This window comes from Mycobacterium sp. IS-1264 (assembly GCF_001954195.1).
Lineage (GTDB): Bacteria > Actinomycetota > Actinomycetes > Mycobacteriales > Mycobacteriaceae > Mycobacterium.
Genome location: NZ_MBES01000081.1, coordinates 55,800 through 69,630, shown reverse-complemented (window position 1 = coordinate 69,630; position 13,831 = coordinate 55,800). Strand labels below are relative to the sequence as shown.

Here is a 13,831-nt window from a genome sequence, read left to right as displayed (position 1 = left end):
GCCCCGACACGATGATCAGGACGATCAAGGGGAGGACACTATGGCTCCGACTGCCATCACGTCGCCCACCGACGTGGTCGAATTCCTTACTAGCCAACACGAGCGGATCATGTCGCTCTTCGCCAAAACGCTTGCCGCGTCGGGCGAGGCGCGGGAGAAGGCGTTCGTCGAACTCCGTCAACTGCTCGCCGTACACGAAACCGCCGAGGAGGAAATCGTTCATCCACGGGCGAAACGCAAGATGGCCGACGGGGAGTCGGTGGTCGGCGAGCGGCTGGAGGAAGAGCACGAAGCCAAGACGGTGCTGCAGAAGCTGGAGAAGCTCGACGTGGACAGCGAGGAATTCACCCGCGAGCTCACGGAGCTCCGCGACTCCGTCCTCGAGCACGCGAACCATGAGGAAAACGACGAGTTCGCCAAGCTGGGCGAGGAATTGAGCAGTCGCGAGCTCGAAACCATGGGCCGCGCCGCCAAGCTCGCCGAGGCGATCGCACCCACCCGGCCACACGCCGGGGTCGAGTCGCGGGTGGCCAACTTGGTCGCCGGTCCGTTCGCGGCGATGCTGGACCGGGCTCGCGACGCCATTGTCGGTAAGGGCTAGTCGGTAAGGGCTAGTCGGTAAGGGCTAGCCGGGAGTTTTCGGGCGGTCCCGCAGGGGTATGCCCAGGGGCATGACGTCCCTGGGCTACTTCCTGTCCTGCGGCGCTTGAGGCCCAATGAGTACCACGAAGACGACGAGCGCGGCGCGCTACCTGCCCGAGGACCGTCGCCTCGATTCGTTGAAGTCGGCGGCCGAACATTGCCGGGGTTGCACGCTTTTCCAGGACGCGACGCAAACCGTCTTCGGTCACGGGCCCCCCGGAGCGCCGATCATGTTGGTCGGTGAGCAACCGGGCGACCAGGAGGATCGTGCGGGTTTGCCGTTCGTCGGTCCGGCCGGGCGATTGCTCGCCCGGGCGCTCGACGAGGCCGACATCGATCCGGGGATGACCTACCAGACCAATGCGGTGAAGCATTTCAAGTTCACCCGCAAGGACGGCAAGCGGCGGATACACCAGAAACCCAGTCGCACCGAGGTTGTCGCGTGCCGACCATGGCTCATCGCGGAGATAGAGGCGCTGGGCCCCCAGATAATCCTGTGTCTCGGGGCGACCGCCGCGCAGGCGCTGATGGGACCGTCGTTTCGGGTCTCCACCGAGCGCGGCCACGTGGTGGCACTTCCCTCGGAGGGTGACCTGGAGTTCGACCCCGAGCCGAGCGTGGTTGCGACCGTGCACCCGTCGGCGGTGCTGCGTGATCGCAGTGACCGGCGCGATGAGGCGTATCGACTATTCGTCGACGATTTGCGCAGCGCGCGGGCCGCTCTCGTGGGCGGCTAGCGCCGCGGCGATGACCTGCGCGAGGTGCATCGGCTTGCGGTCGCTGTCGAGTTCGCGAATCTGGGTGCGGCAACTGAACCCGTCGGCCAGCACCAGCGTTTCGGGATCGGCGTCGCGCAGCGCGGGCATCAGTTTGTCTTCGGCGCACGCGACCGACACGTCGTAGTGGCCTTTTTCGAAGCCGAAATTGCCTGCCAGGCCGCAACATCCTGCGTCGAGCACGTCGGTGTCCACTCCGGCATCGACGAGCAGCTGCTTGTCGTGGCTGTAACCCAATATCGCGTGCTGATGGCAGTGCTGCTGAACCACCGCCTGGGCGCCGATCTGGGGTGGCTCCCAGTCCGGCGCCTTGCGCGCCAAAAGCTCACCGAGAGTGTAGGTTTGCTTGGCCAGCCGATGCGCATCCTCGTCGCCGAAAAGGAGCTCGGGCAGGTCGGAGCGGAACACCGCGGCGCAGCTGGGTTCCAGCACCACCACCGGTGTGCTCGTCCGCAGCGCCGGCCGTAGCGCCGTAAGAGTCCGGCGCAGAACGCGTTTGGCGATCTTCAGCTGACCCGTGGAGATCCAGGTCAGGCCGCAGCACACGGTTCGCTGCGGAACGTCGACGGCGAAGCCCGCCGATTCCAGCACCGCGACGGCGGCCTGTCCCACCTCGGGTTCGAAGTTGTTGACGAAGCTGTCCGGCCAGAGCACCACCCGTCCGCGTGGCGGCTCACCGGCGGCCGATCGGCGCCGGGAGAACCAACGGGTGAACCTCTCATCGGCGAAGCGCGGCAGCTCGCGATGCGGGTCGATTCCGCCGGCCTTCTTGACCAATGTCGAGAGCCCGCGCGCGTGTGTCACGGCATTGAGCGGGCCGGGCGCGGTCGCGGCCAGCCGGGCCCACAGCGGGATCCAACCCATCGAGTAGTGCGCCATCGGCCGCAGCCGACGTCGATAGTGATGGAACAGGAACTCCGCCTTGTAGGTGGCCATGTCGACGTCGACCGGGCAGTCGCTGCGACAGCCCTTGCAGGCCAGGCAGAGATCGAGCGCGTCGTGCACCGCGGTGGAGCGCCAGCCGTCGGTGATGATGTCACCCTGCACCATCTCGAACAGCAGCCGGGCCCGGCCGCGGGTGGAGTGCTCCTCCTCCTGGGTCGCGCGGTAGCTGGGGCACATCACGCCCGATTCGTGGCCGCGGCACTTGCCGACGCCCACGCAGCGCGCGGCGGCGCGGGAGAATCGGTGGTCGTCGTCCGGGTAGGCGAACATGACATCCGGCTCGGCGGGGCGGTAATCGACTCCGAAGCGCAGGTTTTCGTCGAGTTTGTAGGGGTGGACGACCTTGCCGGGGTTCATCCGGTTGTCCGGATCGAACAGCGCTTTGGTCTGCTCGAACGCCTGCACCACACGCTCGCCGAACATGATCGGTAGCAGCTCGCCGCGGGATTGTCCGTCACCGTGTTCGCCGGACAGCGAGCCGCCGTATTTCACGACCAGTCGCGCCGAATCTTCCACGAAGGAACGGTATTTGGCGATGCCCGCGGCGGTGCGTAACACGAACGGGATGCGGGTGTGCACGCAGCCCTGCCCGAAATGCCCGTACAGCGAGGCGGTCCCGTAGTCGTAGCGCTCGAGCAGCTCGCGGAAATCGCGTAGGTAATCGCCGAGCCGCTGCGGCGGCACCGCGGCGTCTTCCCATCCCTCGTGGGTCTCGGGCTCGTTGGGCGGATACGCGGTGGCACCGAGCCCGGCCTCCCGGGCGGCCCAGACTTCCTCCTTGCGGGTCGGGTCGTCCACGACGGTGACGCCGTTGTGCGACACCTTGTGCAACGCGTCGATCATCGACTTGGCCTTGCGGTCCGCGTCGTCCTGGTTGTCGCCGTCGATCTGCACCATCAGCCAGGCGTTGCCGTCGGGCAGCTGGCGCAGCGCCTGCTCGGCCAGCTTCTGTGAATGCTCGAGTTCCACCAGCCGGTGATCCAGACCCTCCAGCGCCGCGGGGTCATGTTCGAGCACGGCCGGCACCGCGTCGGCCGCCGAGGCCACGTCGTCGAAGCCCATGACCACCAGCGCTGTGGCGGCCGGTATGCGAACCAGCTGCAGCTCCGCCCGCAGCACGGTGACCAGGGTGCTCTCCGAACCAACCAGGGCCTTGGCGACGTGAAAGCCGTTCTCCGGCAACAACGAATCGAGGTTGTACCCGGAAACACGCCTCGGGATTTGGGGATAGCGCGACCGGATGTCGTCGGCATATCTTTCGGCGAGTGCCCTGAGGCCGCGGTAGATCTCGGCGCGCCGGCCACCTTCGTCGAGTATCCGGTTGTACTCGTCGTCGTCCGTCTGACCGACCCACATCCGAAGCCCGTCGTAGGTCACCACCTCGAGGCGGCGCACGGAGTCGACCATCTTGCCGTACGCCTGGGCCGAAGAACCGCAGGAGTTGTTGCCGATCATGCCGCCGATCGCGCAGCTGACATGGGTGGACGGTTTCGGGCCCACCATCCAACCCGAGGACTCCAGCTTGTCGTTGAGCACATCGAGCTTGATGCCGGGCTCCACCACCGCGATTCCCGCCTCGGTGTCCACCGAACCGATCCGGGTGCAGTACTTGCTCCAGTCGATGACCACCGCGGCGTTGCAGCTCTGCCCGGCCAGACTGGTGCCGCCGCCACGGGACAACACGGGCAGGTTGTGGCGGCGGCACACGTCGATGGTCTTGACCCCGGCCTCCAGGGTGCGCGGCACCACCACGCCGATGGGCACCTGCCGGTAGTTGGACGCATCGGTGGAGTAGGCCGCACGCGAGCCGGGATCGAACCTGATTTCCCCGTCAACCTCGGCGCGGAGGTCAGCGGCCACCGCTTCGAACAGCGTCGGTGTACGGCTCTTCACGGGTTAACTCTTCTTGTGCGGCAGGAACTCTTGTGCCTTCGCTTTGAGGCCCACCTTGACGAAGCCCCGCCGATCTTCGTCGCCACCGAGCACCGCGGCGCTGGCCGCCTTGAACTGTTCCCAGGTGGCGTGCGGCGGGATCGGCGGCATGTCGGGGTCGGTGAAGACGTCCATCACGGTCGGACGGTCGGCCGAGAGCGCGTCCCGCCAGGCGTCCCCGAGCTCCTCGGGATCCTTGACGGACAACGCGTTGAGACCGAGACTGGCCGCAAACGCCGCGAAATCGACATCGGGAAGCGCCTGGGACTCAACGAATTTCGGCGCACCGGCCATGGCGCGCATTTCCCACGTGACCTGGTTTAGGTCGTTGTTGTGCAGGACCGCGACGATCAGGCGCGGATCCTCCCACTCGTGCCAGTACCGTTTGATCGTGATCAGTTCGGCCATGCCGTTCATCTGCATGGCGCCGTCCCCGGCGAACGCGATGACCGGCCGTTGCGGGTGAGCGAATTTTGCGCCGATAGCGTACGGGACACCGGGGCCCATCGTGGCGAGGTTGCCCGAAAGCGAACCCCGCATGTTCCCGCGGAACTTCAGGTTTCGCGCATACCAGTTGGCCGCGGAACCGGAATCCGCCGTGACGATCACGTCGTCGGGCAGCTGGGGGGAAAGCTCCGAGAAAAGCCGCAGCGGGTTGATCGGGTGGGCGCTGACCTTGGCCTCCATGTCCATGGTTTCCCACCACCGGGCCACGTTCGCCTCGATGCCCTCACGCCAGGACCGGTCCTCCTTGCGGCGCAGCTTGGGAATCAGGGCCCGCAGCGCGGATTTCGCGTCGGCGACGATGTTGATCGAATACGGGTAGCGCATCCCGATCATCCGGCCGTCGACGTCGATCTGCACCGCTTTGCACTGCCCGAACTGAGGCATGAATTGGGTGTAGGGGAAGCTGGATCCCACGGTCAGCAAGGCGTCGCAGTCGCGCATGAGCTCGTAGCTCGGGCGCGTGCCGAGCAGTCCGATAGCCCCTGTGACCCAGGGCAATTCGTCGGGCAGCACGTCCTTGCCCAGCAGCGCCTTCGCCGCGCCGGCGCCGAGTAGGTCGGCTACTTCGACGAGCTCGTCGCGAGCCTCACGCGCGCCCTGGCCCACCAGCATGGCGACCTTCGTGCCCTCGTTGAGCACCTCGGCCGCGCGTGTGATGGCCTCGTCGTCGGGGGAGATGGCCGGCCATTCGATGCCCAGACTCGAGGGCACCATCTTGAAGGCGTGGCTGGGCGGCGAGTATTCCAGTTCCTGCACATCGGCCGGGATGATCAGGGCGGTCGTCGTGCGCTCGGTCAGCGCGACCCGGATGGCGCGGTCCAGGACGTTGGGCAATTGCTCTGGCACGGTGACCATTTGGACGTAGTCGCTGGCGACGTCTTTGTACAGGCTGAGCAGGTCGACCTCCTGTTGGTAGGACCCGCCCATGGCGCTGCGGTTGGTCTGCCCGACGATGGCGACCACCGGCACGTGGTCGAGTTTGGCGTCGTAGAGGCCGTTGAGCAGATGAATCGCGCCGGGCCCCGACGTGGCCATGCACACCCCGACACGGCCGGTGAATTTCGCGTACCCGACCGCTTCGAAGGCGCTCATCTCCTCGTGGCGCGACTGGATGAACATCGGCTTGTTGTCGGCTCGGCCCCACGCGGCGAGGATTCCGTTGATGCCGTCCCCGGGATAGGCGAAGACGTGCTCAACATTCCACGCCCGCAACCGCTCCAACAGGTAGTCGCTGACCTCTTGCTTGGACATGAATTTCCCTCCTAGTTTCGCTCCTGGTTTCGCGCGCCGGTCAGCGACGCCATCGTCGTAACCTGCGCACCGCCGCCCCGGCCGCGGCGGCAAACGCCGCCGTCGCGGTACCCCCGAGGAGGCCGTGGTGTTGCGAACCCCATAGCTGGAAACTGCGGTTGGTGGATGTGTCGTCGAAAATGCCGTGTGCGCCGTAGTCCCGGCCATCGCTGCCGTCGGCGGGCTCCCACAAGTTGGCCGGCTGGTCGGCCGGGCGGGGATCGTCGGTCTGCTGCGAGTCGAAGCCGGTGCGGGCGAGGTAGCGATCCAGCAGACCCGGCGCTATCGCGTTGGCGGCCAGGGTTCCCACGGTGCTGCCGCCCACCCAATACTCGCGTCGCTGTGGATGATCCGCGGCGTAGAGCACGGCTTGCGCGGGGATCTCGGGCTGGTAGATCGGCGGAACCGGCTGGGCCTGCTTGGGTAAGCGCGACAGGACCCAGGAGAACTGCGGGGTGTTGACCGCCGGCATCTGGACCATGGTGACGCGGACGTTGCTGTGTTCGTGCAGCAGCTCGCATCGCAGCGCCTCGTTGAAGCCCTGCGTCGCGTGTTTGGCACCGCAGTAGGCGCTTTGCAGCGGGATGCCGCGGTAGGCAAGCGCGGAGCCGACCTGCACGATGGTGCCGGCGTCGCGGGGCCTCATCCGCTTCAACGCGGCCATGGTGCAGTACACGAAGCCCAGGTAGGTCACTTCGGTCACGCGCTTGAACTCCGCGGGCGTGATTTCCCAGAACGGGGCAAACACCGAAGTGAATGCGACGTTCACCCAGACGTCTATGGGCCCGAAGGTCCGCTCGACCTCCTCGGCGGCGGCCTCGCACTGCTCTGGGTCGGCGACGTCGGTCGGTATGACGCACGCTTTGCCGCCGGCGGCTTCGACGTCGCGGGCCGCGGCGTTCAGTCCCTTCTCGCCACGCGCGACCAGGCCGACATGCGCGCCCCGCGCTCCGAACGCGGTGGCGGTGGCGCGCCCGATGCCCCCGCTGGCGCCAGTCACCACCACGGTCTGATTCGCGGTCTGATTCGCGCGTGCGCCTTCAGCACTCCCCACGCATCACGTCATACCCGGATTCTTCGCCGTTATGCGTCGCCGATCCGATTTTTTACGATAACGATTGTGTAATTACGTGGCGGCCCGTCGGGTCACGCGCTCTTGGGCAGGGCGGTCAAGCCAGATGCGCTGTCGCCCTTGGCTACTCGGCGAATCAGCGCGCGGGTGGCCCGCTCCAGGATTTCCTGGACGGCCTCTGGTCGGCGGGCGCGAGCGGCGCGAGCGGTCGCCGCGGCGATGGTCTGCCCCTGCCGGTAGCCGGTGACGACGCGCGGATCTACATAGGAGCCGCGGGCAACCGCCGGCGTATTGCCCAGTTCCTCGGCGACCTCCCGCATGACCGCGGCCTCGACGCGCTTGGCCACCCGCTGCGAGACGGCGGGGTCAGCGTCGGCGAACGCCGCCGCGGCCAGTACCGTCCCATGCCAGGTCCGCAGATCCTTGACGGTGTATTCGTCGCCGACGAGCTCCTTGAACCGGGCGTTGAGGTCGTCGGCGCGCACGTCTATCCATCCGGATGCGGTACGGCACACCAGCAATCGCTCGGTTCGCTCGGTCCGGCGCGTCAGTGCCCGCACCGCGCGGACCACCGCGGGGTCCTCGATTTCCAGAGTTCGCCGCACCCCGCTTTTGGCGGGGTAGTCGAATTCGACCGCCTCGCGACGCACCGTGACGTGCTCGCACAGCAGGGTGGCGATTCCATAGGATTCGTTCTCCTCGGCGTACTGCTCACCGCCGGCGCGGAAGTAGCCACGATCAAGGAGGCGCAGCGCGAGCGCCAGCACCCGCTCACGCGTCAGCCCCCGACCCGCGAGGTCCGCGGCGACGCGGTCGCGCCAGGCCGGCAACTGTGTGGACAGTTCCAGGACGCGGTCGAACTTCTCCTCGGCACGTTCCTGCTGCCAGGCCGCGTGGTAGAGGTACTGGCGGCGACCGGCGGCGTCGGTGCCCACGGCCTGTATGTGGCCGTTGGGGTGCGGTGAGATCCACACTTTCTTCCACGCCGGCGGGATCACGAGATCCTTGATCCGCTGCAGGGTGCGCTCGTCGTCCAGCGGCTCGCCATCCGTCCCGAAATAGGCGAAACCCTTGCCGCGGCGCTTGCGCGTGATCCCCGGCTTGCTGAGCTCACTGCGACGCAGCCGCATTGTGCCTTCCAGTCGTGTTGTCTGGCAGTCCCGTTGTCTGGCAGTCCCGTTGTCTGGCAGTCCCGTTGTCTGGCAGTCCCGTTGTCTGGCTGGACAATTACCCATCCGGCGACCCGTTCACACGGGGCTGGTTTTTGGGGCTGGTAACACCCCCCGCGCAGAACGACCCGCCACAGCGGTGGTGGCGGGTCGTTTCTGGGAGCGTCAGCCGGCCATGAACTCCTGGTAGGCAGACTCCAGATTCGGCGGTAGTGCCGTCACGCTGCACTGGCGCTCGGTGTCGCCGATCGGTGCCAGGATCCCGCGCAGGTCGTAGTACTCCTGCGGGTGCGCGGTGAAGTAGTTCCGCAAGTTGGATGCGGCCTGCGCGCGCGGCTGCCCGTAAGCGGCCATGACCACCTGGTTGGCACCCGGATGCCCGGCAAGGTATTGCTGGGCCGAGTCCGTGACCGAGGAGACGGTGGCGTTGACGCCGGCGGGGCTGCAGTCGGGTGCTGCGGCTGCCGACGGCGCGGCGACGATGCCCACGGCCATGCCCGCGGCCATGCCCCCGAGCAAGACGCCGGCGCTGACACCGGCCACTCTCCGGCGCGTGACCTGGCGCGTGAGGTTGTTGCTGATTTTCATGATCGGTGATTGTCCTTCGAATTCTCGCAGTGATTTCTCGTTGCTTCGATTTCTCGTCGCTTCGATTTTTCGTTGCTTCGCGCGGGCTCCCGAGGCCCGAAATCCAAAGTAGCCGGGGCGACTAGGGCCGGTGCCGAAGCAAAATCAACGCGAATCACTGCGTGCGGCCGGGTGCGTGACTAGACGGACAGATTGATGCTGATGTGCTAAGCGAATGGCCAAACTCTCAGAGAATCCGAGGTCTTCTTAGCGGATCGTGATCTCGATCGTAATAAAGCCGTGACCCGAAATGGCTGTTCTGTTCTGCTTTGCTAGGCGTTGGCCGAACCGTTCGTCACTCCGTCGGTCGCCACGGTGTCCAGCCACGTTTCGATGTCGGGGCCGAGGACCATGGCGTTGTTCGGTGCCAGCAGTGCGCCACCGGCGAGCGCCGTCAGGGCCGGTGGCACGGTGCGCACGCGACGGCCATCGCCCTGGGATTCGAGCAGTTTCGACGTGAGTTCGGGCAGTCGGATGTCTTGCGGGCCGGTGATGGTTCGCGGCGTGCGGGTCTGGCCCAGAGCGGCCTCGACCAGCACATCGGCGACCGTGTCGGCGGCGATTGGTTGTATCAGCCAATCCTCGACCAGCACTTCGTCGTCATCGCAGCTCACGGCCGCTGGGTGGGTGGCGAACTCGTGGTACTGCGTGGACTTGACGATCGTCGTCGGCACCGGACCGTTGAGCACGATCTCCTTGGCCGCGCGTTTGGCCACGTAGTAGGGGGATGCATCGAGCGTGGGGTCGTCGATGCCGGCAATCGTCAACGCCACCAGCCGCTGGACTCCCTGCGAGGCGCACGCACCGACCAGGTTGTGCGACGCGGTGGCCAGGGTGTCGATGATGTCGCCGTGATCGCCGTCCGGCACCGGATCGGACACGTCGATCACGACGTCCACTCCCTCCAGCGCCTCGGCCAGACCGCGCCCTGAGATCAGGTCAACTCCGCGGGAACGGGCGAGCTCGACCACCGCGACACCCCGGCCTTTCAGCCTGGCGGTGACGCGGGATCCGGCCGTGCCGGTCGCCCCAACGACAGCAATGTTGGTCGTCTTGTACCCACTCTCGTCAGCTTCCGGGACCCCGCTATACCCGCGATCAGAGCGTTCAAACAAGGCTCGGCAGATAAATTTTCGGCCGCTATCCGCCGGAGTGCCAAGCCACGCAACTTGATTCGGTTCGCGCCCGGGTGATTCAGGACACGCATGGGTCGACCAGGCGAAATCGGTTGCGATGCGGGGGGCGCGTTTGGCGGGCCGCGGCGCGGGAAGCCGATATACGCGGACGCGTTGATTAGCCCGGCAGCTAACGCACCGAGGAACCAAAGAACGCCGTGGCGCGTGCCAGCTGATCAGGCCGATCCGCATCCAGATGGGCGAAAGCTCAGCAACCACCGAAAGGGAGGTCGAACCATGGGCGATCACAAGAGCGGAGCACAAGAAGCCGTCAAGGGCGCCGTTGAAGGCGTTAAGGGTAAGGCGAAAGAGGTTGGTGGAACCTTGACCGGCCGCGACGACATCGTCGAAGAGGGTCAGGCGCAGCAAGACAAGGCCGACGCCCAGCGTGATGCCGGCAAGAAGGAAGCCGAAGCCGAATCCGCCCGCGCCGGCGCAAAGGCCGCCGAGGAACGGCAAAAGGAAAATCAATAGTCCGAACGAACGAGGGGCCCGGTTCCGTTGGGGGACCGGGCCTCTTCGTTTTGTGGACCTTCGTTTCGTGAAAGGCTGCGTGCAATACGGCTGCGTTTCAAACGGCTGCGTTTCAAACGGCTGCGTTTCAAATGGTATTGCGAGGCTATCCCGGCAAAATGAGCATGGGCGACCGGGTGGCGGGCATCGTCGCTTTTCTGCGTGCCGGGTACCCGAGCGGGACGCCCGTCGTGGGTTATGTGCCGTTGCTGGCGCTGCTGCCGCGTCGGGCGTCGGACGACGAGATCCGCTCGGTCATAAGCAAATTCGGGCCCGGACACGGACTCGTCGAGGCCGATTTCCGGGTCGATGTCGGGGTGGAGATCGCCAGGGTCACCCACGAGATGCCGTTACCGGACGACATCGAGCGTGTCCAACGCGGGCTCACCGCGATCTGAACCGGCGCGGCTGCTCAGGCGTGTTCGCCGTCGGCCACTTCGCCGTCGACCACCAAGTCAACCACCAGCGGGCGATGGTCAGAGATCGGCATCAGTTCCGCCTCGGCGGCACCGCCGCGCAAGCGATCGTCGTCGGTAAGGATGTGGTCGAGTTGGCGGCCGGGCGCATCCGCGGGAAATGTGGGGGCCATCGCCAGCGTCCGCATTCCCGACCAACGCCGAACCGCCTGGGGCGTCATGTTCAGGTCTCCCATCAGCAGCCGCGGGCCGGGAAAGCCGCGCAGGTCGTGGATCAGTCGGCGCAGCTGGCGCCGATTCCAGCCGGGTACGAAAGACAAGTGCGTGTTGGCCACCGTCAGAGCGCCGTGCGGGGTGTGCAGCCGTGCGATGACCGCCGCCCGCGGTTCTTCGTCGACGATCATCACCCGCCTGGGGCCCGGCAGGTACATGGGAAAGCGCATCGGAATGCGCGGTAGGCGCAGCACCTGCCAACTGGCGACCGGATACCTTGACAAGAGGGCAATTCCATATGCCGCGGTCCCGGGTTGTTCGCGGCCCGTGGCGGCCATCCAAGTCGCCCCAGGGGTGCCTGAGATAGCGGCGACAAACCGGTGCTCCACCGCTCCCATCGCTTGGGCCGCCGCCGCGGTGAGGTCGGCTCGCTCCGAGCGCGGCTGCTCAAAGTCGACCTCCTGCAACGCCAAGACGTCGGGATCGAGTCGCCGCACGCAGTCGCGTAGCCGTTGCGGATCCACGCCATCGCCGACCGTGCGACCATGCAGGATGTTGAAGGTCGCTACGCGCATAGGTCCTTGGGGCCGTCACCGGCACGGCGGTCCTTGGTGCCGTCACCGGCACGGCGGTCCTTGGTGCCGTCACCGGCACATCGGTCCTTGGTGCCGTCACCGGCACATCGCGCGTTCACCGGAACACCAGTTCCCCGACCGCCAGGAGCCGCGCGAGAACGAATGCCGGCAACACCGGTGCCGAGCCGGCGTTTCCCGCCTCGAGCTGGCTGCGAAAGCAATGCGCCGCAAGGCGTTTACGACTAAGAGCCCACGCGGGCAGCGGCGCCGCGTACGCCCGATCCCAGGGCACCGCTGAATCGGCCGGGCTGGCCCAGTGCCACATCCAGACCGGATACTCCAGCAGCGAGGTACCCGTGCGCGCACACGCCGCTGCGGCCGCGCGACCGGCCGCCTCGTGGTCGGGGTGCCCGTCGCCGCGCCAGGTGGCGGCACACCACGTTCCGGGCGCGGCGTCGTCGAGGATGTCGACCAGCGTGTCGGTGAGCACGCCCTCGTGGTCGGCGATACGGCCATCGGGAAGGCCGAGCGATAGCGGCGGAGAGATCCCTAGAACACCGGTCGCCCTGCGTAATTCGTATTTCTGTATCTCTGCCAGGCGAAGCCGTTCGGACCGCGAGGCGTCGGGCCGGACGGCGCCGCCGTCGCTGACCGACACCACCTGGACATTGGTGCCCGAGGCGACCAATTGCGCGATCGTCGCGCCCAGGCCGAGCGTCTCATCGTCGGGATGGGGTGCGACGACGACGAGACCGGGGCATCCGGTCAGATCCAGTCGCGGCGGGGCACCCCGGTCGAGGGCAGCGAGCCAGATTGGCACCGGGGTGCCGCCACGGGTCAGCGGCCTGGCCGCAAACCGGGTGCAATTGCTTGTCGCAGTGGTCCTCACCGTCGTCCTCACGCTCGTCGTCACGTTGTACTCACACCGTCCCCCAGCGGTGGTCGCCGGCGAGCCGTCCGAGCTCGGCCAGATCGCGCTCGGCGTGACTCTGTCGGATGTAGATGCTCAAATCGGCCACCCGTTGGGCATGCCGGCCGTCCTGACACAGCGGGCCCGGTCCCAGCGCGCGCCCGGTGCGGGTGATGGCTTCGTCGGCCGCGTGTTCGATGACGCTGCGGACGCGACGGGCGAGCAGTTGCGCGGTGTCGGCCCGGTCGAATGGGTCGTCGTCGATCTGGGCCGCAGCGGTGGCCAGCATTGCGTCGCCGGCCGCCAGTGCGGCGTCCACCGCGCCCAGATGGGCTAGTGAGTAGGCGTCAGCCGATTTGCTTCCGGCGCAACGGTATAGCGGTTCGGCGACCCGGCGTGCGCCGCCGAGCCAGCACGCGGCGACGCCGATCGCGGCGTGCCAGAACCCGGGGCGGTTCAGGTAGTCACCGGGGTCGCCCACAGCGACGGCGTGGGCGTTGGTGAACTGGACCGGCCGCGTGTCGCTGCCGGCCATCCCGGCGTTCCACCACGTGCTGGGCAGCGCTTTGACGGCATGGTCGGCGACCGCCACCGCGAACAGTCCCCGTCTTCCGTCGTCCAGCCGCGCGGTCACGAGCGCATTGGTGCAGAACCCGGCACCCTGGCACCACACCTTGGTGCCGTTCAGCGCGAATGCGCCGCCGCGGATATTGGTCGCCGTCAGCACCGCATCGGGGGATTCGGCCGCCCAGACGGCCCACAGCTGGCCCGATTCCGGTGGCTTGCCGCCCAATTCGTCCAAAATTGCGACGGCGTCGACGTGGGTCTCGGCGATCCGGGCCGCCGCGATGTCCTCTTCGGCGAGACGCGCCAGGCCTTGCCAGCGCTCAGCGGTACGGCCCGACGCCGGCAGCGGCAACTCGAGTCGTCCCGACTCAAGCCAATGCTGCACCAGGCCCGCAGTCACGCGCGGTCACCCGACGCCGATCTTTGCGCTGACATACCTGGTCGATTGCCCATTCGGCCGACGCTTAAACGACGCTTAAACGACACTTAAAGGGGTTGCGCA

The 13,831-nt window shown here is 66.9% G+C and carries 14 protein-coding genes; 4 read left to right on the top strand and 10 right to left on the bottom strand.

Annotated elements, in window-relative coordinates; all coding sequences use genetic code 11:
* Window positions 1-40: 40 nt before the first annotated feature.
* Together A5744_RS21945 and A5744_RS21940 are read left to right on the top strand one after the other, a co-directional pair.
* Complete coding sequence (locus A5744_RS21945) at window positions 41-601, top strand: hemerythrin domain-containing protein (protein ID WP_076064480.1); 561 nt, start codon at window positions 41-43, stop codon at window positions 599-601.
* Between the two features lie 115 nt (window positions 602-716).
* Entirely contained in the window at window positions 717-1,379 is a 663-nt protein-coding gene (locus tag A5744_RS21940; RefSeq protein WP_076064479.1) for a UdgX family uracil-DNA binding protein, read from the top strand.
* Here A5744_RS21940 and A5744_RS21935 read toward each other — a convergent pair.
* The 6 genes from A5744_RS21935 to A5744_RS21910 all read right to left on the bottom strand — a co-directional run bounded on the left by A5744_RS21935 (window position 1,329) and on the right by A5744_RS21910 (window position 10,003).
* Window positions 1,329-4,256: an FAD-binding and (Fe-S)-binding domain-containing protein gene (locus A5744_RS21935; protein WP_076064478.1), complete on the bottom strand. Its 2,928-nt coding sequence runs from the start codon at window positions 4,254-4,256 to the stop codon at window positions 1,329-1,331. The genes A5744_RS21940 and A5744_RS21935 overlap by 51 nt on opposite strands.
* 3 nt (window positions 4,257-4,259) lie before the next feature.
* On the bottom strand, window positions 4,260-6,053 hold the full coding sequence (locus A5744_RS21930) for a thiamine pyrophosphate-requiring protein (protein ID WP_076064477.1): 1,794 nt from the start codon (window positions 6,051-6,053) through the stop codon (window positions 4,260-4,262).
* 40 nt (window positions 6,054-6,093) lie between these two features.
* The gene (locus tag A5744_RS21925) at window positions 6,094-7,146 is read right to left on the bottom strand and encodes an SDR family oxidoreductase (protein WP_076064476.1); all 1,053 of its coding nucleotides are present in this window, start codon (window positions 7,144-7,146) and stop codon (window positions 6,094-6,096) included.
* A 92-nt stretch (window positions 7,147-7,238) separates the two neighbouring features.
* Window positions 7,239-8,294 carry a DNA topoisomerase IB gene (locus tag A5744_RS21920; protein WP_076064475.1) on the bottom strand — a complete coding sequence of 352 codons (1,056 nt, stop codon included), beginning with the start codon at window positions 8,292-8,294 and terminating at the stop codon, window positions 7,239-7,241.
* 204 nt (window positions 8,295-8,498) lie between these two features.
* Window positions 8,499-8,921 carry a heme-binding protein gene (locus A5744_RS21915; RefSeq protein ID WP_076064474.1) on the bottom strand — a complete coding sequence of 141 codons (423 nt, stop codon included), beginning with the start codon at window positions 8,919-8,921 and terminating at the stop codon, window positions 8,499-8,501.
* A 311-nt stretch (window positions 8,922-9,232) separates the two neighbouring features.
* A complete protein-coding gene (locus tag A5744_RS21910; RefSeq protein ID WP_076064545.1) occupies window positions 9,233-10,003 on the bottom strand; it encodes an NAD(P)H-binding protein in 771 nt (256 codons plus the stop codon).
* Between the two features lie 369 nt (window positions 10,004-10,372).
* On the opposite strand from A5744_RS21910, the gene A5744_RS21905 reads away from it, so the two are divergent.
* Both A5744_RS21905 and A5744_RS21900 read left to right on the top strand, forming a co-directional pair.
* Window positions 10,373-10,609 (top strand): CsbD family protein, encoded by a 237-nt coding sequence (locus A5744_RS21905; RefSeq protein WP_076064473.1) that lies wholly within the window; start codon window positions 10,373-10,375, stop codon window positions 10,607-10,609.
* Between the two features lie 158 nt (window positions 10,610-10,767).
* Entirely contained in the window at window positions 10,768-11,046 is a 279-nt protein-coding gene (locus A5744_RS21900; protein ID WP_076064472.1) for a DUF3349 domain-containing protein, read from the top strand.
* Window positions 11,047-11,060: 14 nt separating this feature from the next.
* Here A5744_RS21900 and A5744_RS21895 read toward each other — a convergent pair whose 3' ends face one another.
* Genes A5744_RS21895 through A5744_RS21885 form a run of 4 tightly spaced genes read right to left on the bottom strand, consistent with a single transcriptional unit; the run spans window position 11,061 to window position 13,729 of the window.
* A complete protein-coding gene (locus A5744_RS21895; RefSeq protein WP_076064471.1) occupies window positions 11,061-11,852 on the bottom strand; it encodes an endonuclease/exonuclease/phosphatase family protein in 792 nt (263 codons plus the stop codon).
* A complete protein-coding gene (locus tag A5744_RS25250) occupies window positions 11,843-11,971 on the bottom strand; it encodes a hypothetical protein (RefSeq protein ID WP_276206971.1) in 129 nt (42 codons plus the stop codon). Before A5744_RS25250 ends, A5744_RS21895 begins: the two co-directional genes overlap by 10 nt.
* The gene (locus A5744_RS21890; RefSeq protein WP_076064470.1) at window positions 11,968-12,741 is read right to left on the bottom strand and encodes a PIG-L family deacetylase; all 774 of its coding nucleotides are present in this window, start codon (window positions 12,739-12,741) and stop codon (window positions 11,968-11,970) included. The genes A5744_RS25250 and A5744_RS21890 overlap by 4 nt, the downstream gene beginning before the upstream one ends.
* 31 nt (window positions 12,742-12,772) lie before the next feature.
* Window positions 12,773-13,729: an acyl-CoA dehydrogenase gene (locus A5744_RS21885; RefSeq protein ID WP_076064469.1), complete on the bottom strand. Its 957-nt coding sequence runs from the start codon at window positions 13,727-13,729 to the stop codon at window positions 12,773-12,775.
* Window positions 13,730-13,831 lie beyond the last annotated feature (102 nt).

Bases quoted from the DNA above. Each gene is read 5' to 3' on its own strand.
- A5744_RS21940 (WP_076064479.1), top strand. From the start codon at position 717: ATGAGTACCACGAAGACGACGAGCGCGGCGCGCTACCTGCCCGAGGAC.
- A5744_RS21895 (WP_076064471.1), bottom strand. From the start codon at position 11,852: ATGCGCGTAGCGACCTTCAACATCCTGCATGGTCGCACGGTCGGCGAT.
- A5744_RS21900 (WP_076064472.1), top strand. From the start codon at position 10,768: ATGAGCATGGGCGACCGGGTGGCGGGCATCGTCGCTTTTCTGCGTGCC.
- A5744_RS21930 (WP_076064477.1), bottom strand. From the start codon at position 6,053: ATGTCCAAGCAAGAGGTCAGCGACTACCTGTTGGAGCGGTTGCGGGCG.
- A5744_RS21905 (WP_076064473.1), top strand. From the start codon at position 10,373: ATGGGCGATCACAAGAGCGGAGCACAAGAAGCCGTCAAGGGCGCCGTT.
- A5744_RS21915 (WP_076064474.1), bottom strand. From the start codon at position 8,921: ATGAAAATCAGCAACAACCTCACGCGCCAGGTCACGCGCCGGAGAGTG.
- A5744_RS21920 (WP_076064475.1), bottom strand. From the start codon at position 8,294: ATGCGGCTGCGTCGCAGTGAGCTCAGCAAGCCGGGGATCACGCGCAAG.
- A5744_RS21945 (WP_076064480.1), top strand. From the start codon at position 41: ATGGCTCCGACTGCCATCACGTCGCCCACCGACGTGGTCGAATTCCTT.